The following is a 21,802-nucleotide window of genomic DNA, read 5'->3' as shown; positions in this document are numbered from 1 at the left end:
ACCTGTTCCCATGCCGAACACAGAAGTTAAGCTCTTTAGCGCCGATGGTAGTTGGGCTTACGTTCCGCGAGAGTAGGACGTTGCCGGGCAAATTATTAGTATTATTCCACAGTAGCTCAGTGGTAGAGCTATCGGCTGTTAACCGATCGGTCGTAGGTTCGAATCCTACCTGTGGAGCCATGGCCCCTTGGTCAAGCGGTTAAGACACCGCCCTTTCACGGCGGTAACACGGGTTCGAGTCCCGTAGGGGTCATTTTTATATGGAGAATTAGCTCAGCTGGGAGAGCATCTGCCTTACAAGCAGAGGGTCGGCGGTTCGAACCCGTCATTCTCCACCATTTCTAATAACTAAATAAGCTGGAGGGGTAGCGAAGTGGCTAAACGCGGCGGACTGTAAATCCGCTCCTTCGGGTTCGGCAGTTCGAATCTGCCCCCCTCCACCATTGTTGGGCTATAGCCAAGCGGTAAGGCAACGGACTTTGACTCCGTCACCCGCTGGTTCGAATCCAGCTAGCCCAGCCATTAGAGCCATTAGCTCAGTTGGTAGAGCATCTGACTTTTAATCAGAGGGTCAGAGGTTCGAATCCTCTATGGCTCATATTGAAGACATTAGTGATTTCACTAATGTCTTTTTTGTTTTTAAGCGTTTTTGCATATACATGTATATGTATTAGGATATTGTTGCAAAGGCGTTTCTATATACATATATGAATAAATATTTGTAATATATTAATAATATCCATAAACCCTTATATACCTTGATGTAAGTGCTTACATATACTAGAATATAATAGTAATGACAATTAAGGGGGATTTAAAATATGAGTAAACGTATTGAAATTATTGGTGCACCCACTGCCTTTGGTCAACGTAAATTAGGTGTTAACTTTGGACCGGATGCATTAAGATATGCTGGTTTAATAGAGAGAATAGAAGATATTGGACATGAAGTAATTGATAAAGGTAATGTTCAATCACCAGTTCTAGACATGAAGAAATATAAAAGTGAACAAAAAGGTCTTCGTAATTTAGAGGAAGTAATTGCTTTTTCAAATAATTTATACGAATCTGTGAATGAAACCGTTGAAAAAGGTCACTTTCCACTCATACTAGGTGGAGATCATTCTTTATCAATAGGCTCTATAGCTGGTATTAGTAGACACTATGAAAATTTAGGCGTGATTTGGTACGATGCACACGGTGATTTAAATACGTTAGAGTCTTCTCCTAGCGGAAATATACACGGTATGCCATTAAGAGCATTGATTGGTGAAGGTGATGAAGCACTGACAAACATTGGTGGATATAAAAATAAAGTTAAACCTGAAAATGTCGTATTAATAGGTATGAGAGATTTAGATGAAGGCGAGAAAAAGTACATAAAAGAAGCAGGTATTTTAACATATACTATGGCTGATATTGATAGGTTAGGTATGGGACAAGTCATTTCAGAAACGATAGAATATCTAAAAGATAAAACGGATGGTATTCACTTATCGCTAGACGTTGATGCTTTAGATCCTGTTGAAACACCAGGAACAGGAACTATTGTACCTGGTGGAGCTACATATAGAGAAAGCCATCTTGCGATGGAAATGTTGCATGAATCTAAATTGATTGTTTCTGCTGACTTAGTAGAAGTAAACCCACTTATTGATGAATATAATAAAACAGCTAGATTAGCGATTGGATTAATGGGTTCATTTTTTGGTGAAAAACTATTATAATTGACAATTATGAATAAAATCATTATAAATAAAGAAGTCTCTAATTATAGAGACTTCTTTTTTATTTAAATTAACAATATAACTGAAAAATTGATATAATAAATAATAGGTTAACGAAATACGGAGGAGATACTATGCAGTTACCTGACATTTTTGGCGATTTAAGTGCCATAAAAGTTATAACAGGTATACTTGATTTGATTATTGTATGGTATGTATTGTACTTAATTATTACAGTAGCGAAAGGTACAAAAGCGATACAATTATTAAAAGGTATATTTTTCATCATAATTGGTAGAACAGTAAGTGATTTTTTAAATTTAACAACAACAACGCTATTATTTGACTTCGTATTACAATGGGGATTTTTAGCGATTATTGTTATATTCCAACCAGAGTTTAGAAGAGCTCTAGAACAGTTAGGTAGAGGTAGCTTGTTTAAACGCGTAAATGTAACGACCTCTGCTGAACAAGAACGTCTAACTGATAGTATCGATAAAGCTGTTCAATACATGGCTAAGAGACGTATAGGTGCACTCATAGTCTTTGAGAAAGAAACAGGTTTGCAGGATTACATAGAGACGGGCATCCCTATTAACGCTGATATTACTCAAGAGCTACTCACTAATATATTCATTCCTAATACACCATTACATGATGGGGCTATGATTATTAGAGAACAAAAGATTGCTACAGCTGCAAGTTACTTACCATTATCAGATAGTCAAAAAATATCTAAAAGTTTAGGTACAAGACATAGAGCGGCGGTAGGTATCTCTGAAGTTTCAGATGCATTTACAGTAGTTGTATCTGAAGAAACGGGGTCGATTTCTGTTTCATTTGATGGTAAATTAAGAAAAGAAATATCTAGTGATACTTTTAGGGAATTACTAGTTGAGCATTGGTTTGGTTCTGTTCAAAGCAGAAAGGATGTGAAGTAGATGCTAGAATCTAAATGGGGATTACGTTTTGTCGCATTAGTACTAGCTTTAGTCATGTTCTTATCTGTTAATAATGTATTTGGTAGTTTATTTAACGAAACAACGTTAAAAAATTCTGATCATGTTATAGAGGATGTTCCTGTTGAAACAGTTTACAATTCTAAAGAATTATACTTATCAGGTGCACCTAAGACAGTAGATGTTAAAGTTTCAGGACCACAATCTACAATCTTAAAAACAGAAAAATTACTTAATTTTAAGGTGGAACTTAATCTAAAGAATAAATCAGTAGGAGAATATAAAGAAAGCTTTAAAGTAAAAGGATTAAACAAAGATTTGAATTATCAAGTTATTCCGAAAACCACAACTGTTTCTTTACAAGAAAAAGTATCTAAGAAATTCCCAATCGAAGCTGAAATCAATCAAAATAGAATCGCTTCCGGTTATGAATTATTAGGTGAAACAGTTAATCCATCACAAATAACGATTACTGGTGGTCAAGAAGAATTAAATAAAATCGCATATGTAAAGGCAACATTAGATGAGAATAAACAACTTACTGATGATACAACTGAGAAAGCAGGCATTAGCGTACTAGATAGTAACTTGAACAAATTAGATGTTCAAATTAGACCTGATACCGTTAATGTAAACATTAAAGTTGCGAGATCGAGTAAAACAGTAAGTTTAAATCCTGTCACAAAAGGATCTGCTTCAAAAAACACAAATATTGACGATATAAGTTTAGATAAATCAGAAGTTAAAATATACGGTTCACGTAATGTATTAGATGGTATTAGTTCAATAGATGTGCCAGTAGATGTATCGGATATCGATAATGATACAACGAAAAAGGTAGATTTAAATTTACCTGATGATATAGACGAAGCCGAATTCAACAAAGTCGAAGCAAAAATAAAAACTTCTAAAAACTAATGGAAATAAAAGGAGAATTACAAATGGGCAAATATTTTGGTACTGATGGTGTAAGGGGAGTAGCGAATTCTGAATTAACTCCTGAAATTGCTTTTAAATTAGGTAGATTTGGTGGATATGTTTTAGCTAAAAAGCATAATAGCGAAAACCCGAAAGTATTAGTAGGTAGAGATACACGAGTATCAGGAGAAATGTTAGAATCTGCTTTAATTGCTGGTCTATCATCAATAGGAGCAGAAGTTATGAGATTAGGTGTCATTTCAACACCAGGTGTAGCTTATTTAACTAAAGAAGTAGAAGCAGATTTAGGTGTTATGATTAGTGCTTCTCATAATCCAGTAGCTGATAATGGTATTAAATTCTTCGGACCAGATGGTTTCAAGCTGACTGATGATGAAGAATTAGAAATAGAAAAATTATTAGATTCAACTGAAGATAATTTACCAAGACCTACAGGTAAGGAATTAAATCATATATCTGATTATTTCGAAGGCGCTCAAAAATATATGAGCTATATTAAGTCAACAGTGGATGGAGACTTAGAAGGGCTTAAAATTGTATTAGACGGTGCGCACGGTGCTACATATTCTCTAGCTCCTTATTTATTCGGAGATTTAGAAGCCTCTAGTGAGACAATTGGTTGTAAACCGGATGGCTATAATATTAATTTAAATGTTGGATCTACACATCCTGAAGAATTATCTAATGCAGTTGTAGAGTACGAAGCAGATTTTGGTTTAGCATTTGATGGTGATGGAGACAGAATTATAGCGGTTGATGAAAAAGGTCAAATAGTAGACGGTGACCAAATTATGTTCATTTTAGCGCAAGATATGGCTGAACAAGGTGAATTAAAAGATAATATGGTTGTATCAACAGTAATGAGTAATTTAGGTTTCTATAAAGCTTTAGAAGAAATAGGTATAAAATCCGACAAAACTAAAGTAGGCGACAGATATGTTGTAGAAGAAATGAGAAGAGGTTCTTATAGTCTTGGTGGCGAGCAATCTGGCCATATCGTATTAATGGACTATAATACAACAGGTGATGGTTTACTAACAGGTGTACATTTAGCAAGCATCGTTAAAAGAACGGGTAAATCATTAAGCGAATTAGCAAGTAAAATGAAAAAATATCCTCAGCGTTTAGTGAATGTAAAAGTTTCTGATAAGTATGGTGTTGAAGAAAATACTAAAGTTGCAGAAATTATTACAAAAGTTGAAGTTGAAATGAATGGAGAAGGCCGTATTTTAGTACGTCCATCTGGAACAGAACCGTTAGTTCGTGTAATGGTAGAAGCTAAAACTGAAGAAGATGCTGAAAGATATGTAAATAGTATTGCAGAAGTTGTTAAAAGAGAAATGGGAATTGAATAATTAAATGAATATAAAAGCGGTTGAGTCATATGTTTTATGGCTCAACCGTTTTTTTATTATAAATTATTATCACAAGTTCATTTAATATAAATTTATAAAATAAGTTGATATATATAGTGATATAATTGCACAATACTGAGATTCATTGTAGAATAAAGAAAGTTCACTAAAGGAGGATTGTGAGGTTTATCAAAATAAGGAAACTTATAGCGCCTGAACAAAAGGGAATTATGACTAAAGATGCGTGTATATTCAGATACATGTTGAATGAATAATTTCGCTTTTGTTGACGAGGAGGAAGGTTATCGAATTATCGGCGGATGCTATCCCGGATGTGGCTCATTCGAAAGTTCAATGGTTAAAGCATATGGGTGACTGTATGTCCAAAGTCATTGAAACAGCCATGAAGTCAATAACGTACTGAAAGCGACTGGACACTTTTTGAAGTTGTCTAACCGCTTATTTAAAATTGGAGGAATTTAATTTATGTGTGGAATCGTCGGATATATTGGTACAGCCAATGCAAAAGAATTATTACTTAGAGGATTAGAAAAATTAGAATATAGAGGCTATGATTCAGCAGGTATTGCTGTTCGTAACGAAGAAGAAATAAAAGTATTTAAAGAAAAAGGTAGAATTGCTGAATTACGTAAAGTTGCAGATAATGATTTTGATGGAAATATTGGGATTGGACATACTCGTTGGGCAACACATGGTGTACCTAACTACGAAAATGCACACCCTCACCAATCAACATCAGGTCGTTTTACTTTAGTACACAATGGTGTAATAGAGAACTATGAACAATTAAGAAATGAATTTTTACAAAGTGTAACATTTAAATCAGATACTGATACTGAAGTAATTGTAGAATTAATTGAACATTTTTCAAATGAAGGTTTAACAACTGAAGAAGCTTTTAATAAAGTATTATCATTACTACATGGTTCTTATGCATTAGGCTTATTAGATGAACAAGATGCAGAAACTATTTATGTTGCTAAAAATAAATCACCATTATTAGTTGGTGTTGGAGATGGCTTCAATGTTATTGCTTCAGATGCAATTGCGATGCTAGCTGTCACAGATACTTATAAAGAGTTAGTAGATAATGAAATTGTAATAGTGAAAAAAGATAAAGTAATCATTAAAGATCAAGAAGGCAATGTTATCGATAGAGATAGCTATAAAGCAGAAATTGATGCATCAGATGTTGAAAAAGGTACTTACGATCATTACATGTTAAAAGAAATTCATGAACAACCTGCAGTTATGCGTAACATTATTCAAAATTATCAAGATGATGAAGGTAACTTAAAAATCGATAAAGAAATTATCGATGATGTTGCACAAGCAGATAGAATATACATTGTAGCTTGTGGTACAAGTTATCATGCTGGTTTAGTAGGTAAAGAATATATCGAAAAATGGGCTGAAGTACCTACGGAAGTACATGTAGCTTCAGAATTTGTTTACAATATGCCATTACTATCTAAGAAACCATTATTTATCTTTATTTCACAATCAGGTGAAACAGCAGATAGTCGTGCAGTATTAGTTGAAGCGAAACGTCTTGGTCATAAAGCACTGACGATTACAAATGTTCCTGGCTCTACTTTATCTCGTGAAGCGGATCATACATTAATCTTACATGCAGGTCCTGAAATTGCTGTTGCTTCTACAAAAGCATATACAGCTCAAATCGCAGTATTAGCGATTCTTTCACAAGTTGTAGCAAATGCTCATGGTAAAGAAACAGGTGTTGATATTTTACCAGAACTTGCAAAAGTAACGACAGCTATTACAGCTATCGTCGATGATGCTTCTAAAATGGAACAAATTGCTAAAGATTTCTTAGAAACAACTCGCAACGCATTCTTCATTGGTCGTACGATGGATTACTATGTTGGCTTAGAAGGTGCTTTAAAACTTAAAGAAATTTCGTATATTCAAGCAGAAGGATTTGCTGGAGGAGAGTTGAAACACGGAACAATTGCTTTAATTGAAGAAGGTACGCCAATTATTGCATTAGCTACTCAAGAAAAAGTTAACTTATCTATCCGTGGTAATGTAAAAGAAGTAGTAGCACGTGGAGCTAATCCTTGTATCATTTCTATGGAAGGATTAGAACATGATGAGGATACTTATGTAATCCCACATGTACATGAATTATTATCACCACTTGTTTCAGTAGTAGTACTACAATTAGTTTCTTATTACGCAGCGCTTCACAGAGGCTGTGACGTAGATAAACCACGTAACTTAGCTAAATCAGTAACAGTTGAATAATATATTTTAGTTTTTAAAGAGTCTGGGACATAATCAATGTCTCCGGCTCTTTTTTTATATTGCCAGTAATCATTGCCCGGTTGGACTAATAGATTTTTTTATAGAAAATTATGTATCATATTTAATTTTATAAACAAAAAACTTGAAAAATATACGCTAGGGGGGTATAGTGTTAATTAAGAAAGGACGTGAGTATATGGGAGAGTTTTTACATGATCATCCTGTAACACCAAGAACTAAAGAAGAAAAAGAGAAAGTATTAAATAGATTAAAACGTATTGAAGGGCAAGTACGAGGTATTCAAAGTATGGTTGAAGAAGACCGTTATTGTGTGGATATACTCGTTCAAATTAGTGCTATACAGTCTGCACTTAAGAATGTTGGGTTTGCAGTAACAGAACGTCATATTAAACATTGTGTTACAGATGCTATCCAAAAAGGCGAAGGCGAAGAAACAATAGATGAATTAATGAGTGTTCTTAAACAATTTTCTAAATAAGGAGGTGTGGTATAAGTGGCAAATCAGAAACAAACAACTGTTGGCGTCACTGGCATGACATGTGCAGCATGTTCAAGTCGAATTGAGAAAGTGTTAAATAGAATGGACAGTGTAGATGCCAAAGTGAACTTAACAACAGAAAAAGCATCTGTTTCATTTGATCCTGAACAATCTTCTTTAAAGGATATAACTAATAAAATTGAAAAACTTGGATATGGCGTGTTAACAGAAAAGGCAGAACTTGATGTATTTGGTATGACATGTGCAGCATGTTCAAGTCGTATCGAGAAAGTATTAAATAGACAAGAAGGCATTGAGCAAGCAACAGTTAATTTAACTACAGAACAGGCTAATATAGAATATAATCCTGAAATAGTGGATATTAAAGCAATCATAGATAAAATTAAAAAATTAGGATATGATGCACAAGCAAAAAGTGAAATGAAAAATAAAGAAACACACAAACAAAAAGAAATAAAACAAATGAAATTAAAATTAATTATTTCAGCAGTTTTATCCTTACCACTATTCATGACAATGCTTGTTCATTTATTTAATGTTCAATTACCTAGTATATTTATGAATCCATGGTTTCAATTTATTCTTGCTACACCTGTTCAATTCGTAATAGGATGGCAGTTCTATATTGGAGCATATAAAAATTTGAGAAACGGCGGCGCCAATATGGATGTGCTTGTTGTATTAGGTACTAGTGCGGCATATTTTTATAGTTTATACGAAGCGATTAAAACTATTGGTAATCCAGAATACATGCCACATTTATACTTTGAAACAAGCGCAGTTCTAATCACTCTTATTTTATTCGGTAAATATTTAGAGCAAAGAGCAAAAAGTCAAACAACAAATGCATTATCATCACTTCTTAATTTACAAGCGAAAGAAGCAAGGGTTATTAGAGAAGACAAAGAAATGATGATACCTGTAGAAGAAGTTGTAGTAGGTGATGTTTTAAGAATTAAACCTGGTGAAAAAATACCAGTAGACGGTAAAGTTATAAAAGGAAATACTTCTATTGATGAATCAATGATTACTGGTGAATCTATACCGGTAGAGAAATCAATAGATGAAGCGTTAATTGGTTCAACAATTAATAAAAATGGTTCAATTGAAATGAAAGCAACAAAAGTTGGTTCAGATACTGCTTTAGCATCAATCGTTAAAGTTGTAGAAGAAGCTCAAGGGTCTAAAGCTCCTATACAAAGACTTGCCGATGTTATATCAGGTTATTTCGTACCAATCGTGGTTGGAATAGCAATCTTAACATTTGTGATATGGATAACTTTAGTTAACCCAGGACAATTTGAAGGCGCACTTGTAGCTGCAATTGCAGTGCTCGTTATTGCTTGTCCATGTGCTTTAGGGTTAGCAACACCTACTTCTATCATGGTAGGCACGGGTAAAGCAGCAGAAAGTGGTATTTTATTTAAAGGTGGCGGACACTTAGAGAGAACACACCAATTAAATGCTATTGTTCTAGATAAGACAGGAACAATAACAAAAGGAAAACCAGAAGTGACTGACTTTACAGGTGACGATGAAACTTTACAATTGTTGGCAAGTGCAGAAAGAGGATCTGAACATCCACTAGCTGAAGCAATAGTTGCATATGCTACAGAAAAAGATTTAACTTTAAAAGACGTATCAAGCTTTGATGCAATACCTGGACACGGTATAAAAGCAACTATAGATGGAAATGAAATATTAGTAGGTAATAGAAAACTAATGACTGATGCTCAAATTTCAGTTAATCAAGTTGAAGAAACACTTACAAACTTTGAACATCAAGGTAAAACTGCAATGTTAATGGCAGTTAATGGTCAATATAAAGGCGTAGTAGCAGTTGCTGATACAATTAAAGAAACGGCACCTGAAGCGATTAAACTGATGCAAGATGAAGGATTAGAAGTAATTATGCTTACAGGTGATAATGAAAGAACTGCGAAAGCTATTGCTAAGCAAGTAGGTATTGATTCAGTTATAGCAGAAGTATTACCAGAAGAAAAATCAAATGAAATAAAAGCTTTACAAGATAAAGGCAAGAAAGTAGCTATGGTCGGAGATGGTGTAAATGATGCACCTGCATTAGTAGTAGCAGATATCGGAATAGCTATAGGAACTGGAACTGAAGTAGCGATAGAAGCAGCTGACGTAACGATTTTAGGGGGAGAACTATTATTAATCCCTAAAGCAATCAAGATTAGTCACGCAACAATTAAAAATATTAAACAAAACTTATTCTGGGCATTTGGGTATAACACAGCTGGTATACCTATAGCTGCCCTCGGTTTATTAGCACCGTGGATAGCAGGGGCTGCAATGGCTCTAAGTTCAGTTAGTGTTGTCACTAATGCTTTAAGATTAAAAAGAGTTAAACTATAAATTATAAGGAGATGTATATAATGGAACAAACAATTAAAGTAGAAGGTATGACTTGTAATCATTGTAAATCATCAGTAGAAGGTGCTTTAAATCAATTAGATGGTGTAAATAATGCCGCTGTAAACTTAGAAGAAAATAATGTACAAGTAGCATATGAAGAAGGCAAAGTAAACTTTGACCAGATGAAAGAAGCAATAGAAGATCAAGGATACGATGTTGAAGCATAACAAGAAAATATAATGAATTTTATATGAGTCCTGGACATAAATAATTGTCTAGGACTTTATTTTGTATTGGCAGTAGCTGATTTGACTGAAAATAAGTTTATAAAAAGCTTTTTTCAATATTAGTCATTCTAAGCAGTGTGGGACTACGAAATCTTTTTAAGAAAATGAAATTTCTGTCCACTCCTATTTTTATAAGGAAACTAGAGTCATCATGAAAACAAGGGGGAATTTTTGCAGTAAGATATAGACTAACGTATATTGATATATAAGTACAACTAAAGAAAGGGGTATTAGATGGATTTTAAATTAGAGAACAAAGTAGCATTAATTACTGGAGGCAGTAAAGGTATCGGTTTAGAATCAGCTTTATGTTTGGCGAAAGAGGGAGCAAAAGTAGCTATTTGTGCTAGAAATAAAGATAGATTAGAAGAAGCAAAAAGTTATATTCAAAAACACACAAAAGCTAATGTCCAAATTATTGTTGCTGATGTAACAGATAAGTCAGAATGTATAAAAGCTGTAGAAGAAACAGTGGGTAAGTTTGGAACGATAGATATATTAGTGAACAATGCTGGTACATCCCAAGCTCATGCGTTTGAAGAAGTGGAAAATGAACTTTGGGAAGATGATCTTGATTTAAAATTATTTGGAGCCATAAATTGTTCAAAAGCAGCAATCCCTTATATGAAAGAAAATGAACAAGGTTCAATCATTAATGTCACAGCAGCGTTAGGCAAGACACCTCCTAAATCATCGTTGCCGACTTCTGTATCAAGAGCTGCTGGCATGGCACTTACAAAAGCGATGAGTAAAGATTTAGGTGAATATAATATAAGAGTCAATACAGTATGTATAGGACTTATAAGAAGTGAACAATTAGAAAAAAGATGGAAAAACGAAAATCCTGAGTTATCTTGGGAAGAATACTCAAAAATTGACCGTTCAATTCCTTTAGGAAGAATTGGGAACACAGAAGAAGCGGCCAATGTGATTACTTTCTTATCATCATCAGCCGCTTCATATGTGTCTGGAGCTTCAGTTAATATTGATGGTGGATTCATAGGCACTTTATAATTTAATGGGCTATGAGCGTTTATATACTACTTTTCCTCCAATAATCGTATATTGAATCATATCATCATTTAGATCGATTGATTCGTCTAATGGGTTATGATTCAATATTACAAAATCAGCGTTTTTATTAGGCTCAATTGTACCGTTTTGATTTTCGGTATGGTTGAGCTTTGCGCCGTTTATAGTCATTGCTTTTAATGATTCTAGGCGTGTTAATTTCAATTCTTCACCTAAAGTACGTCCGCTTTTTGTTTTACGATTACAAGCAATCATTATATTATCTATTGGAGAGATGGGCGTTACAGGACAGTCTGAATGCAGCGTATATAACACGTCTAAATCTTGAGCCTATCTTGCAGGATCTATTAGATTTGCCCGATTAGGATCTAAAAATTTTTCATAATGTTGATCACCAAAATAATATATATGATTAGTAAAAAATGAACCGGAAATTTGATTGTTTTTCATTGCCACAATGTCTTCATATTCACCAGTTTGAATATGTTCAATTCGTGTTTCATGATTATAATTTGGTAAAGACTGTATTTTAGAATAAGCTTTTATAATGGATTTAATAGCAGCATCGCCATTCACATGCGTTGTTAATGGAAATCCTTTTTCTGCGAACGATGTATATAAACTTTCTAATGTTTCTTGTTTTATAATAATCTCACTCTTTGTATTTTCATTTTTATAAGGTTGTGTGAGTGCTGCTGTATTTATTTGGATTGATCCATCTTGGAAAAATTTAGCGCTATCCAAAGTACATTTTTGGTTTGAAAGTGTTTGTACTTGTTCATTTAATTCTTGATATGTTTTATCTTTGATTCTTTCATCATTTAATAGCAGTTGGTAATCTATCATGATCCTTAAATTAATGTCATTTTCTAATTGTATATATTCATGATAAGCAGATATATCATCTTTACCATGAGCTAGACCAACCGACGCTTCTGAAGCTGTTGTAATACCTTTTTCAATATAATCTTGAGCAGCATTTTTCAGCGCATCAATCATCTCTTCTTTAGATGGTTTCGGTAAATAAGGTAACAGTTTTTCTACTGCTGGTAATTCATAAAGTAAACCGTTTAAGGTACCATCCGTTTTAGAAAAATAGCCACCTTCAGGATTTTCTGTTTCATCATTAATATTTGCTATTTCTAGAGCTTTACTGTTTGCAACCCCCATATGTGCAGAGCTATGACGTAAGTAAATAGGGTGTTCAGTTGAAACTTCATCGAGTTCTTGCTTCGTAATATGTCGTTCTTCATCAAGTTCTAGTTCGTTGTAACCTTGACCAACTATCCATTCCCCTGAATCCTTTTTAGGTAATTGTTGTTTCAATGCTTTTTTAATGTCTGAAATATTTTTAACTGCTTCAGGCCTTACATCTACTAATTCTTTAAATAAGCCATAAAGTAATAAATGACTATGTGTATCAATAAAACCAGGTATAATAAATTGTTCTTTACCATCTAATGTTTCAACATTTTGATTACTGATAGATGTATTAATTTCTTTAATCTTTCCATCTTTAATTAATATATTACTTTTATAAGGTTTAGGAATAACCATGTCTATAATATTAACGTTTTTAATCATTAAGTTACTCATAATAATCCTCCAAATTCGGGTTGTCTAATTTTTCAAAATAAGCAGCTTGAATCGTTTCTAACTTATCGTGTTTAGTTAGTAAACTTGTGCCTACTAATAAAATAAATGAAATTATAAATCCAAATATTGCATGATCAATAGGTAAATTAAATAAAGGATATAATAAGACAAGTATTGCTGTTCCTATCATACTTACCATAACGCCAATTTTCGTTACACCTTTCCAGAACATTACTGCAATAAATGGTATGACAAGTATAGTAGATGTTAATCTTAAAGCCCATTGGTATGTAGTAGCGATATCACTTACAGTATATGCAAATAAACAAGCCAATATTGTTATGATTGCAACTGAAATTCTCGAAAATACTAACATTTTTCTGCTGCTAGCATTTTTATTAATAAATGTTTGATAAAAATCAATTGTCAGGTTACTGCTACCTTGTAAAATAAATGATGTTGCTCCTGTCATTAAAGCAGCTAATAAACCTAAGAATACAAGTCCTCCTAGTGGGCTAGATAATAATAAATCTGTTACATATGAAAAAACTAAGTCAGGGTGCATATCAAGCGGAACAAATTGTCTTGCTGCTAAGCCAATAATAAAAGGTAAAATAGAAATGAAACCTGAAATTACAAACCCTAAGGCATTTGCTGAAACAGCTACATTTTCGCTTTTTGCAGCAAAGATTCTCTGCCAAATAGATTGCCATACTAAATAAAATGGCCCGACTGATAATGCATAAAGTAAGACTTCCCCATAACCATCTGGTCCTGAAATACTTAAAAGTTTAGAGCTACTGTTTTCAAAAAGTGTTGAAAGTCCTCCAACATGAACTACCGTAACAACCGCAAGAATAACGACACCAATAATAATGATGATTGATTGAATAGCATCAGTTAACATAGTTGCTGGTAATCCTCCGATTACAGTGAATATTAAGATGACGACAAATGATATAAATATACCTAATGAAACATTCATATCAAAAGTAATATTAAAGACAGTAGACATACCGACCATTTGTAGAGCTGTTGTCGGTACTGAATATATAAACGCAGATAGTATGGAAGGCACTACTCCTGCTTTACCACCAAATCTTTTAGTAAATAAATCTGCTAAAGTAATGAGCTTTTGCCTTCTAAGTGGCCTGGCAAATCCTAAGATTAATATTAATGAAAATAAAATCGCTACAAAAGCGAATTTCCAATAACCTGATAACCCAACTGTAAAACCGAGTCCTACCCAACCGATGAATACTGCGGCTCCACAAAATGTACTTATAATTGTCCCCGTAATTTGCCAAAACCCAGTGTTCCAACCACCGATTAAGTAATCCTCATAAGTTTTGATTTTTTTGAAATAATAATATGCTATTGCAAGCATAAATATGAAATAAACTATAAAGTAAGTTGCATACCAACCCAAATTCATCACTCTCTTTTAAAATGTTACAATAAGAGTATAAAGTAAATTATTGAATATTTCTAATTAATCAGAAAATTTTAAATAACAATCGTTAATTAAATGTTCATACTAAAGTCCGACACTAACACACTTGTAATGTTATATAATGGAGTTTAACTTTTATTTTTAATTTTTTGAATTTATGGTTTATGTTTTATGTAATACGGTAATAAATTATTGAAAACAACTTAAAGGAGTCTATTAATGGAGAGTTGGATAACAAGTGTAATGGAACAGTTTGGCTATTTTGGTATAGCCTTATTAATATTAGTTGAGAATGTATTTCCACCTATACCATCTGAAGTCATTTTGACCTTTGGAGGGTTTATGACGACTAAATCCGAATTATCTATATTCGGTGTGGTCGTAGCATCGACGATTGGTTCTGTAGGTGGAGCGGTCATATTATATTGGATTGGTCGTATTCTCAACGTTGAGCGTCTTGAACGAATCATTGAAAAATGGGGAAAGTATTTAAGGTTAACAAAAGAAGATGTTAGAAAAGCTGATGCTTGGTTTGATAAATATGGACCTTGGACAGTATTTTTCTGTAGGTTTATTCCACTTATTAGAAGTTTAATATCTATCCCAGCCGGTATGAGTGGTATGAATCAATGGCTGTTTTTAGTATTAACGACGTTAGGTACATTAATATGGAACTTAGTACTTGTTCTAGTTGGAGCAAAAGTAGGGAATAATTGGCACCAAATTGTAAATTACATGGATGTTTATTCAAATATTATGTATGTAGTTATTGCAGTAAGTGCGGTAATTTTTATAATTTGGTTTATAAAAAGGAAAAAAACTTCTACTAAATAAAAACTGTAGGTGAATGTGATGATCCAAACATGCAAATTGTTAACTGATAAGCATTATGAGTTGCTTTCATTAGCAGATGATAATCAAAAAGCAATAAATGCAAATACTTCACGTGGAGAAGTATTTGCATTTGTTAAAGAAGGACAACCAGTAGGTATTGTAGTCGGATTATTAACGAGGCCAAATACATTTGAACTTGTAAACTTAGCTGTGGATTCACATTATCAACATCAAGGTATAGGTAAACAGTTAGTAAATTATATTATTGAAGTAGCTAAAAATTTAGATTGTCACACTGTTACTGTTGGTACTGGTAATTCAGGCATTGGGCAATTAAAGCTATATCAACAAGCAGGCTTTAGAATGAAGTCCATTGATATTGATTACTTTATAAAATATTATGATGAGCCCATTTATGAGAATGGCATACAGTGCAAAGATATGGTTCGGTTAGAATTAGAATTAAAATAGAAAATTATAATCAAGGAGTCTGAGACAGTTATTTATGTTTTAGACTCCTTCTTTTATGAGAGTCTTGTTAGAATCCCGGTCTTTAACATCAAAGTAATTTCATGTACAATGAGTGAATATTATGAAAACTTTGAGGGGATGACAAAATGTTACTTGATTTAAAAAATATCAACTGGATACGTGAAGGTAATTACATATTAAAAGATATTTCTTGGGAAATAAACGATGGGGATAATTGGGTGTTGTATGGTTTAAATGGAGCAGGTAAATCTACTATATTAGATATTATAAATGCTTATACAGCGCCATCGTCTGGCGAATTTGAAATATTAGATATGAAACAAGGCAAACCAGGTTACTCAGCGGATAATATTCGAAAGCAAATCGGTTACGTCTCACAATCATTATTTAAAAAAATGCGTCAAGAAGATAATGCTTTTACAACTGTTATTAGCGGAGCGTATGCTTCAATTGGTGTATACGAGGATCCTACAGATGAGATTAGAAATAAAGCTGAAGAAATTTGTGCGATGCTAGGTATTACACCATATATAAATAGAAGATTTAGTACATTATCTCAAGGTGAACAAACACGTGTGTTAATTGGTAGAGCTTTAATGTCAGAACCTAGGTTACTTATTTTAGACGAACCGACTAACGGCTTAGATTTTGTTGCAAGAGAGGATTTATTAGAAAGAATTGGAAATATCGGTCAAGATAAAAATGGTCCGACAATGATTTATGTAACGCATCATTTAGAAGAGGTATTGCCAGTGTTCAAACATATATTGTTGCTGAAAGAAGGACAAGTATTTGCTTCAGGAGGCATTGAATCAGTTGTTAATTCAGAAACTATGAGTGATTTATTCAATATAGAAGTAGATGTAACTTTTAAAAGTGGACGTCCAATTTTATCTAAAGTCTAAAAAATTGATTAAATAAATCTTCCGTGAAATAATAATAATGGAAATAAACTTTGGAGGATTATACATGACAACGCAAGTAGTTTTTTTAGACATGGACGGTACGATTTTAAATGAAGATAATAGAGTAACAAATTACACAACTCAAATTATTAAAGAGGTACGTAATAAAGGTGTGAAAGTCTTTCTAGCAACCGGTCGCGCATATGACGAGATACACTATCTTGTGCCAGATGATTTTGAAGTAGATGGTATTTTATCTTCAAATGGAGCAGTTGGTTATATTGATGGTGAAGAAATATTTAAATATCAGTTAGAAATGGATACAGTACATAAATTAATTGATTTAGCTGAAGAACACCAAATATATTATGAGTTATTCCCTTATCATAAAGATAGAATAGTTTTAAATCGTGATAAAGCATTATTAGTTTCAGAACTTGAGCAGTCAGATGATGCAGATGTAGAAATTAATGAATGGAAATCGAGATTAGAAGCAATGAAAGATAAAATCACTTGGGTAGATGAAATACCAAATGATGCCTATTCTAAAATCTATTTCTTCAAAAAGTATCACACTGATATCGATAGATGGGAAAAAGTAGTTGAACCTTTAAAAGAAACTTTAAATATATCAATATCAAATTCAACACCTTGTAATTTAGAAACAATGCCTAAAGGCGTTAATAAAGCGACAGCTATTCAAAAAGTTTTAACGCATTTCGAAATAGAAGAAGATGCTATAACTTACGCTATTGGTGATAGTGATAATGACAGACAAATGTTAGAACATGTAGATAATCCTATCGTAATGAAAAATGCACCAGATCATATTAAGCTACTAGGTAAAGAAGTAACACAATTATCTAACCTCGAAAATGGCGCAGCAGAATTTTTAAAACTTAAATTTTTATCTGAATAAAACATAAGAATCTCATACAAAAGTAATTCTCCTAATCTGTTAGTTTAAAATAACGGGTTAGGAGAATTATTTTGGTTAGAAGTCATATTTTAGCCGTGTAATTTACGTAGATGTAAGTAGTGCACAATTTATTTGGAACGATTGAAATAATAATGTTCGGATATATTAATAATAGTACTCGTTTGAAGGAGTGATACTATGATTAAAGCGATAGTATTTGATATATATGGAACATTATTTGATATCGATAGTGTTAAAAATAAGTGTGAGAAGTTATTTCCGGGCAACGGAGAAAAAATCGCAAAAGCTTGGCGACAAAAGTTAATTGAATATATTCACGTAAGACAATTAGTAAATCAATATAAACCTTTCAGTCTCGTAGTAAAAGACTCACTTGAGTATGTATTAGATAGAAATGAATATGATTACGATTCAGAAGATGTATCTGAATGTGTAAACGAATATAATAAGCTAGAAGCTTTTCCTGAAACTGAACAAGTTTTAAATCAGTTAGAGAATATAGATAAGATTGTATTTAGCAATGGAAATGAAGAGATGATATTAACTGTTTTAGAACATGCACATATAGAAGATAAATTTAAACATATTGTAGCTTTAGAAGAAATAGGGCTTTATAAGCCAGATTCAAACAGTTATAAATATTTATATGAAAAATTAGATTTAAACAAAGAAGATATTTTATTTGTTTCTTCTAATAAATGGGATATTATTGGTGCCCAGAATTTTGGATATAAGACAGCATGGATTAATAGATATTTAACGGAGTTTGAACATATCGATGTTGAACCTGACTATGAATACCAGACTTTATACGGTTTAATTTCTTTAATAAAATAATGAAAAAAACTGAGAAACATCCAAATTAAAGGTTTGATTCTCAGTTTTTTATTAATCATTTATTCATCAGGTTGATCATTTTGTGGGTATAGTGCATTTTTATTTTTATGATAGAAGTTCATTGCACTTCCGTACATGATATAACTCATAGCTATTAAATAAACAAATGCGAAAATATAAGCGAAAATGCCAAGTAATATTTTTAGTACGTCAGGAAGTAATGATATTATAAGCGCGGTAATAACTGCGATTATAGCGAGTATGATATAAGCAACAATGAAATATAATACATTACTAAATAGTAATTTCCACGCACTTTTAGGACCTTTACTTGTGATGTTCCAACCTATAGATAATTTATTTAGTGTTGGCAGTGATTGTTGGTCAATATGTACAAGAACCGTATTAACTAAGAAAATGACAACATAATAAATTGGTATGTAAAGCGCAAAGATGATTAACATCATAAGTAACATAATAATTAAGAATGATACTGACATAGCACCAAAGTTATTTTCGTTTATAAACGCAGCTGAAGTGCCAAATATCGCGATAAATATCAATTCTACAATAAACACAACGATATATAATACAATTGCTAATGCAACAGAAATGACAAACATAATTGCAGTTAGTTTAAGTGTCTTTACGTATTTACCTTTCTTGAAGAATAATAACAAATCAGAAAATCTTGGCGCACGTCCTAAGTCTGTATCTTTATAATATTTTAAGAACCCATAAGTCATAGGTATTAAGACAAAAACATATAATAATAAACTAACGATAAAACCTATTACCATAGATATTAAAAAGGCTACGATACCTCCGCCTGAAGGCTCGCCAGAGAAATCTTGAGAAGATATCATGCTAATGGCACCTATTAAAAATATAACACCTGGCACTAACATGATGATACCAAGAATAATTGACGTTAATATTGAAAGGAGAACTGTCTTTAAATGAAGTCCTCGACCATTTCGCCAATAATCTAAATGAAATTCAAACATATTGATCACTCCGTATTCTATTTTATATCAATAGCGTAACATAAAAAGTTTTATAAATGTCATAATATTGTCAAAAATATGGATGAAGATAAAGTTAATATAATTATCATAATAAGCAGTTTGTTTGATATCATATTAAATTACTCATATATTGAGGGTAGATTAAATTTAGGAGTGAGCTATGAAGAAGTTATTTCGTTTCACGATGTTTATCGTTACTTGGGTTATAATCATTACGATGCTTATCTTATTCAAGCAACAAGGTGGCTTCAACTTTGTAACCCAATATGTTGATAATATTCAAAAAGAAATGCGACAAAAAGAAATAGCATCACGAACAGAACAAATTAAACAAAAAGATAAAACTGATGACCGTTCACTAGGTAATTTCTATCAAGAAGGACAATGTACTTTTTATGTATTTGAAGAACGCTTAAAAATAGATAAAAGAATCCCAACTTCGTGGGGAGATGCTAAACACTGGGCGGAAAGGGCTAAAAAAGATGGCTTTAAAGTGAATGGTAAGCCAGCAAAAGGTTCTATACTCCAAACAGATTATGGTGATTTAGGTCATGTAGCAATTGTAAAAGAAGTACACTCAAATGGTAATATAGTTGTATCAGATATGAACTATGAGAAACCATATGAAGTAACAAAAAGAGTTATTACATCGGATAGATTGCATAATTATCAATTTATCCATGAAAAAATATAAGGAGTGTTTTATATGAATATATTCGTTATAGGTGCAAATGGACAAATCGGTAGATTACTTGTAAAAGATTTAGTAGAAGAAGGTAATCAAGTAACAGCAGGAATAAGAAAAACGAACCAAGCTAGCTATTTTGAAGAAATAGGCGCTAAAACAGCTTCTCTTGATTTAGAGTATGACGATATTGATGATATTGCTGAAAAAATTAAAGATGCAGATAAAGTTGTTTTCACTGCTGGTTCTGGTGGACACACTGGTGCTGACCAAACAATTATTATTGATTTAGATGGTGCTGTGAAATCAATAGAAGCAAGTAAACGAGCTAATATTGAACACTTCGTTCTCGTTTCATCATTTGATACAAGACGTTCGGCATTCGAAGGTGATTTAAAACCTTATACAATCGCAAAACATTATGCAGATGATCATTTAAGAAGATCTGAACTACCTTATACAATTGTACATCCTGGCTTATTAACTAATAATGAGGGCACTGGAAAAGTTGAAATAGCAGGAGAAGTTGAACGTGGAGAAGTCCCTCGCCAAGACGTTGCTTCAGTTATACAAGCTGTTTTAAATAACGATGGTACAATCGGAAAAGAATTCCAAGTTGTTACTGGAAATATAGATATAACAGAAGCAGTGAATCAACAATAATAGTGTGATTTAAGGAGATGTATTATGGTTAAATTTGCTATTTTAACAGATATACATGGTAATTATGATGCTTTAGAAGCGGTGATAAAGGATATAGATAGTCGTTCTGATATAGAACACATTTATAATTTAGGTGATAATATCGGAGTTGGTCATAAGACGAATGAAGTATTGGACCTTGTTACAAATCGCAAGGATATGACTAATATTGCTGGAAATCATGATGAAGCAATCATGGCAGTAGCTCATAATGAAACGTATCCTGAAAGTCTTAAAAATAAATTTTACGAACACCATCAATGGATAGTAGAACATCTTGATTCTAAATTTTATACTTTTTTAGATCAATTAGACCGAGAAATCACAAAAGAAATAGATGGACTGAATTTTTACTTTACCCATTATCGTATATTAGAAGAAGATATGGATAAGCATATAAGTGAAGATCCGTTTCAACCAATCGTTGAACCATCTTTAGAACATGTTCACGGCTTATTTAATGGTATAGATGCAGACTTTGTTACATTTGGACACAATCACGTGTTACACCATTTTGATGATATTGAGACAATTTATTTTAACCCTGGTTCAGTAGGTCTTAACAACGGTGCTTATGCCGTGTATGGTATCGTTGAAGTTAAAGATGGTGCAATAAATGTTGAACGTATTAAAGTACCATATGATAACCAAGCATTTTTAGATGGCTTCGAAGAAAAGAATGTTCCAGGAAAAGAATTGATATTTGAATCATTTATTTAAATAAAAAGCCTTCCTTTTAAAGTAAATGAAGTTAACCCTGTCAAGTAGACAACTAAATAATAAAAATGTCTTTTTGGTCAAATTCATAGCTAAGCTATGGATTTGGCCATTTTTAATGTAATT

The 21,802-nt window shown here is 32.7% G+C and carries 19 protein-coding genes, 6 tRNA genes, 1 rRNA gene and 1 pseudogene; 24 read left to right on the top strand and 3 right to left on the bottom strand.

Going from position 1 to position 21,802, the window contains the following annotated elements:
- The 16 genes from rrf to CD135_RS09550 form a co-directional block, all read left to right on the top strand.
- Positions 1–89: ribosomal RNA gene (gene rrf / locus CD135_RS09625) — 5S ribosomal RNA — on the top strand; the annotation flags it as partial.
- A gap of 16 nt (positions 90–105) precedes the next feature.
- Positions 106–180, top strand: a tRNA-Asn gene (locus tag CD135_RS09620).
- A gap of 1 nt (position 181) precedes the next feature.
- Positions 182–253: transfer RNA gene (locus CD135_RS09615), tRNA-Glu, on the top strand.
- Between the two features lie 9 nt (positions 254–262).
- A tRNA-Val gene (locus tag CD135_RS09610) sits at positions 263–338 on the top strand.
- 21 nt (positions 339–359) lie between these two features.
- Positions 360–443, top strand: a tRNA-Tyr gene (locus CD135_RS09605).
- A 4-nt stretch (positions 444–447) separates the two neighbouring features.
- A tRNA-Gln gene (locus CD135_RS09600) sits at positions 448–522 on the top strand.
- 3 nt (positions 523–525) lie between these two features.
- Positions 526–598 (top strand) — tRNA-Lys (locus tag CD135_RS09595).
- A gap of 223 nt (positions 599–821) precedes the next feature.
- Complete coding sequence (rocF, locus tag CD135_RS09590; RefSeq protein ID WP_103269344.1) at positions 822–1,727, top strand: arginase; 906 nt, start codon at positions 822–824, stop codon at positions 1,725–1,727.
- Positions 1,728–1,861: 134 nt separating this feature from the next.
- Positions 1,862–2,668 (top strand): diadenylate cyclase CdaA, encoded by an 807-nt coding sequence (cdaA, locus tag CD135_RS09585; RefSeq protein WP_103269343.1) that lies wholly within the window; start codon positions 1,862–1,864, stop codon positions 2,666–2,668.
- Entirely contained in the window at positions 2,669–3,604 is a 936-nt protein-coding gene (locus CD135_RS09580; RefSeq protein ID WP_016998505.1) for a CdaR family protein, read from the top strand. It abuts the gene before it with no gap.
- A gap of 23 nt (positions 3,605–3,627) precedes the next feature.
- The gene (gene glmM / locus CD135_RS09575; protein WP_103269342.1) at positions 3,628–4,980 is read left to right on the top strand and encodes a phosphoglucosamine mutase; all 1,353 of its coding nucleotides are present in this window, start codon (positions 3,628–3,630) and stop codon (positions 4,978–4,980) included.
- A 486-nt stretch (positions 4,981–5,466) separates the two neighbouring features.
- Complete coding sequence (glmS, locus tag CD135_RS09570; RefSeq protein ID WP_064205297.1) at positions 5,467–7,269, top strand: glutamine--fructose-6-phosphate transaminase (isomerizing); 1,803 nt, start codon at positions 5,467–5,469, stop codon at positions 7,267–7,269.
- 196 nt (positions 7,270–7,465) lie between these two features.
- Entirely contained in the window at positions 7,466–7,768 is a 303-nt protein-coding gene (locus CD135_RS09565; protein WP_016998501.1) for a metal-sensing transcriptional repressor, read from the top strand.
- A gap of 15 nt (positions 7,769–7,783) precedes the next feature.
- Entirely contained in the window at positions 7,784–10,168 is a 2,385-nt protein-coding gene (locus CD135_RS09560; RefSeq protein WP_103269341.1) for a heavy metal translocating P-type ATPase, read from the top strand.
- A 20-nt stretch (positions 10,169–10,188) separates the two neighbouring features.
- Entirely contained in the window at positions 10,189–10,395 is a 207-nt protein-coding gene (gene copZ / locus CD135_RS09555) for a copper chaperone CopZ (RefSeq protein WP_016998500.1), read from the top strand.
- A 294-nt stretch (positions 10,396–10,689) separates the two neighbouring features.
- Entirely contained in the window at positions 10,690–11,469 is a 780-nt protein-coding gene (locus tag CD135_RS09550; RefSeq protein ID WP_103269340.1) for an SDR family NAD(P)-dependent oxidoreductase, read from the top strand.
- 9 nt (positions 11,470–11,478) lie between these two features.
- Here CD135_RS09550 and CD135_RS09540 read toward each other — a convergent pair.
- Both CD135_RS09540 and CD135_RS09535 read right to left on the bottom strand, forming a co-directional pair.
- A pseudogene (locus tag CD135_RS09540) lies at positions 11,479–13,044 on the bottom strand (amidohydrolase).
- A gap of 31 nt (positions 13,045–13,075) precedes the next feature.
- Entirely contained in the window at positions 13,076–14,518 is a 1,443-nt protein-coding gene (locus CD135_RS09535) for a sodium:solute symporter family protein (RefSeq protein ID WP_338141524.1), read from the bottom strand.
- A 237-nt stretch (positions 14,519–14,755) separates the two neighbouring features.
- Here CD135_RS09535 and CD135_RS09530 point away from each other — a divergent pair, with 237 nt between their 5' ends.
- The 5 genes from CD135_RS09530 (at position 14,756) to CD135_RS09510 (ending at position 18,544) form a co-directional block, all read left to right on the top strand.
- On the top strand, positions 14,756–15,370 hold the full coding sequence (locus tag CD135_RS09530; RefSeq protein WP_016998496.1) for a DedA family protein: 615 nt from the start codon (positions 14,756–14,758) through the stop codon (positions 15,368–15,370).
- An 18-nt stretch (positions 15,371–15,388) separates the two neighbouring features.
- Positions 15,389–15,841, top strand: coding sequence for a GNAT family N-acetyltransferase (locus tag CD135_RS09525; RefSeq protein WP_103269337.1), 453 nt, complete (start codon positions 15,389–15,391; stop codon positions 15,839–15,841).
- A 146-nt stretch (positions 15,842–15,987) separates the two neighbouring features.
- Positions 15,988–16,767 (top strand): ABC transporter ATP-binding protein, encoded by a 780-nt coding sequence (locus CD135_RS09520; RefSeq protein ID WP_103269336.1) that lies wholly within the window; start codon positions 15,988–15,990, stop codon positions 16,765–16,767.
- 64 nt (positions 16,768–16,831) lie between these two features.
- Positions 16,832–17,686 (top strand): HAD family hydrolase, encoded by an 855-nt coding sequence (locus CD135_RS09515; RefSeq protein WP_103269335.1) that lies wholly within the window; start codon positions 16,832–16,834, stop codon positions 17,684–17,686.
- A 198-nt stretch (positions 17,687–17,884) separates the two neighbouring features.
- Positions 17,885–18,544, top strand: a complete 660-nt coding sequence (locus CD135_RS09510; RefSeq protein ID WP_103269334.1) for a haloacid dehalogenase type II — start codon at positions 17,885–17,887, stop codon at positions 18,542–18,544.
- Positions 18,545–18,603: 59 nt separating this feature from the next.
- Here CD135_RS09510 and CD135_RS09505 read toward each other — a convergent pair whose 3' ends face one another.
- Entirely contained in the window at positions 18,604–19,551 is a 948-nt protein-coding gene (locus CD135_RS09505; RefSeq protein WP_245942489.1) for a hypothetical protein, read from the bottom strand.
- Positions 19,552–19,732: 181 nt separating this feature from the next.
- Here CD135_RS09505 and CD135_RS09500 point away from each other — a divergent pair, with 181 nt between their 5' ends.
- Genes CD135_RS09500 through CD135_RS09490 form a run of 3 tightly spaced genes read left to right on the top strand, consistent with a single transcriptional unit; the run spans position 19,733 to position 21,679 of the window.
- On the top strand, positions 19,733–20,266 hold the full coding sequence (locus tag CD135_RS09500; RefSeq protein WP_016998489.1) for a CHAP domain-containing protein: 534 nt from the start codon (positions 19,733–19,735) through the stop codon (positions 20,264–20,266).
- A gap of 12 nt (positions 20,267–20,278) precedes the next feature.
- Positions 20,279–20,920 carry an SDR family oxidoreductase gene (locus CD135_RS09495; RefSeq protein ID WP_103269333.1) on the top strand — a complete coding sequence of 214 codons (642 nt, stop codon included), beginning with the start codon at positions 20,279–20,281 and terminating at the stop codon, positions 20,918–20,920.
- 24 nt (positions 20,921–20,944) lie between these two features.
- The gene (locus tag CD135_RS09490) at positions 20,945–21,679 is read left to right on the top strand and encodes a metallophosphoesterase family protein (protein WP_103269332.1); all 735 of its coding nucleotides are present in this window, start codon (positions 20,945–20,947) and stop codon (positions 21,677–21,679) included.
- The last annotated feature ends 123 nt before the right edge of the window (positions 21,680–21,802 follow it).

Origin of the sequence: Mammaliicoccus lentus (genome assembly GCF_002902755.1) — a bacterium.
GTDB classification, from domain to species: Bacteria; Bacillota; Bacilli; order Staphylococcales; family Staphylococcaceae; genus Mammaliicoccus; species Mammaliicoccus lentus.
Note: the sequence above shows the minus strand (reverse complement) of the source record. Positions and strands in the feature narration are given on the sequence as shown.

Bases quoted from the DNA above. Each gene is read 5' to 3' on its own strand.
- CD135_RS09565 (WP_016998501.1), top strand. From the start codon at position 7,466: ATGGGAGAGTTTTTACATGATCATCCTGTAACACCAAGAACTAAAGAA.
- CD135_RS09510 (WP_103269334.1), top strand. From the start codon at position 17,885: ATGATTAAAGCGATAGTATTTGATATATATGGAACATTATTTGATATC.
- CD135_RS09505 (WP_245942489.1), bottom strand. From the start codon at position 19,551: ATGTTTGAATTTCATTTAGATTATTGGCGAAATGGTCGAGGACTTCAT.
- CD135_RS09530 (WP_016998496.1), top strand. From the start codon at position 14,756: ATGGAGAGTTGGATAACAAGTGTAATGGAACAGTTTGGCTATTTTGGT.
- CD135_RS09580 (WP_016998505.1), top strand. From the start codon at position 2,669: ATGCTAGAATCTAAATGGGGATTACGTTTTGTCGCATTAGTACTAGCT.
- CD135_RS09515 (WP_103269335.1), top strand. From the start codon at position 16,832: ATGACAACGCAAGTAGTTTTTTTAGACATGGACGGTACGATTTTAAAT.
- glmS (WP_064205297.1), top strand. From the start codon at position 5,467: ATGTGTGGAATCGTCGGATATATTGGTACAGCCAATGCAAAAGAATTA.
- CD135_RS09500 (WP_016998489.1), top strand. From the start codon at position 19,733: ATGAAGAAGTTATTTCGTTTCACGATGTTTATCGTTACTTGGGTTATA.
- cdaA (WP_103269343.1), top strand. From the start codon at position 1,862: ATGCAGTTACCTGACATTTTTGGCGATTTAAGTGCCATAAAAGTTATA.
- rocF (WP_103269344.1), top strand. From the start codon at position 822: ATGAGTAAACGTATTGAAATTATTGGTGCACCCACTGCCTTTGGTCAA.
- CD135_RS09490 (WP_103269332.1), top strand. From the start codon at position 20,945: ATGGTTAAATTTGCTATTTTAACAGATATACATGGTAATTATGATGCT.
- glmM (WP_103269342.1), top strand. From the start codon at position 3,628: ATGGGCAAATATTTTGGTACTGATGGTGTAAGGGGAGTAGCGAATTCT.
- CD135_RS09535 (WP_338141524.1), bottom strand. From the start codon at position 14,518: ATGAATTTGGGTTGGTATGCAACTTACTTTATAGTTTATTTCATATTT.
- copZ (WP_016998500.1), top strand. From the start codon at position 10,189: ATGGAACAAACAATTAAAGTAGAAGGTATGACTTGTAATCATTGTAAA.
- CD135_RS09495 (WP_103269333.1), top strand. From the start codon at position 20,279: ATGAATATATTCGTTATAGGTGCAAATGGACAAATCGGTAGATTACTT.
- CD135_RS09525 (WP_103269337.1), top strand. From the start codon at position 15,389: ATGATCCAAACATGCAAATTGTTAACTGATAAGCATTATGAGTTGCTT.
- CD135_RS09550 (WP_103269340.1), top strand. From the start codon at position 10,690: ATGGATTTTAAATTAGAGAACAAAGTAGCATTAATTACTGGAGGCAGT.
- CD135_RS09520 (WP_103269336.1), top strand. From the start codon at position 15,988: ATGTTACTTGATTTAAAAAATATCAACTGGATACGTGAAGGTAATTAC.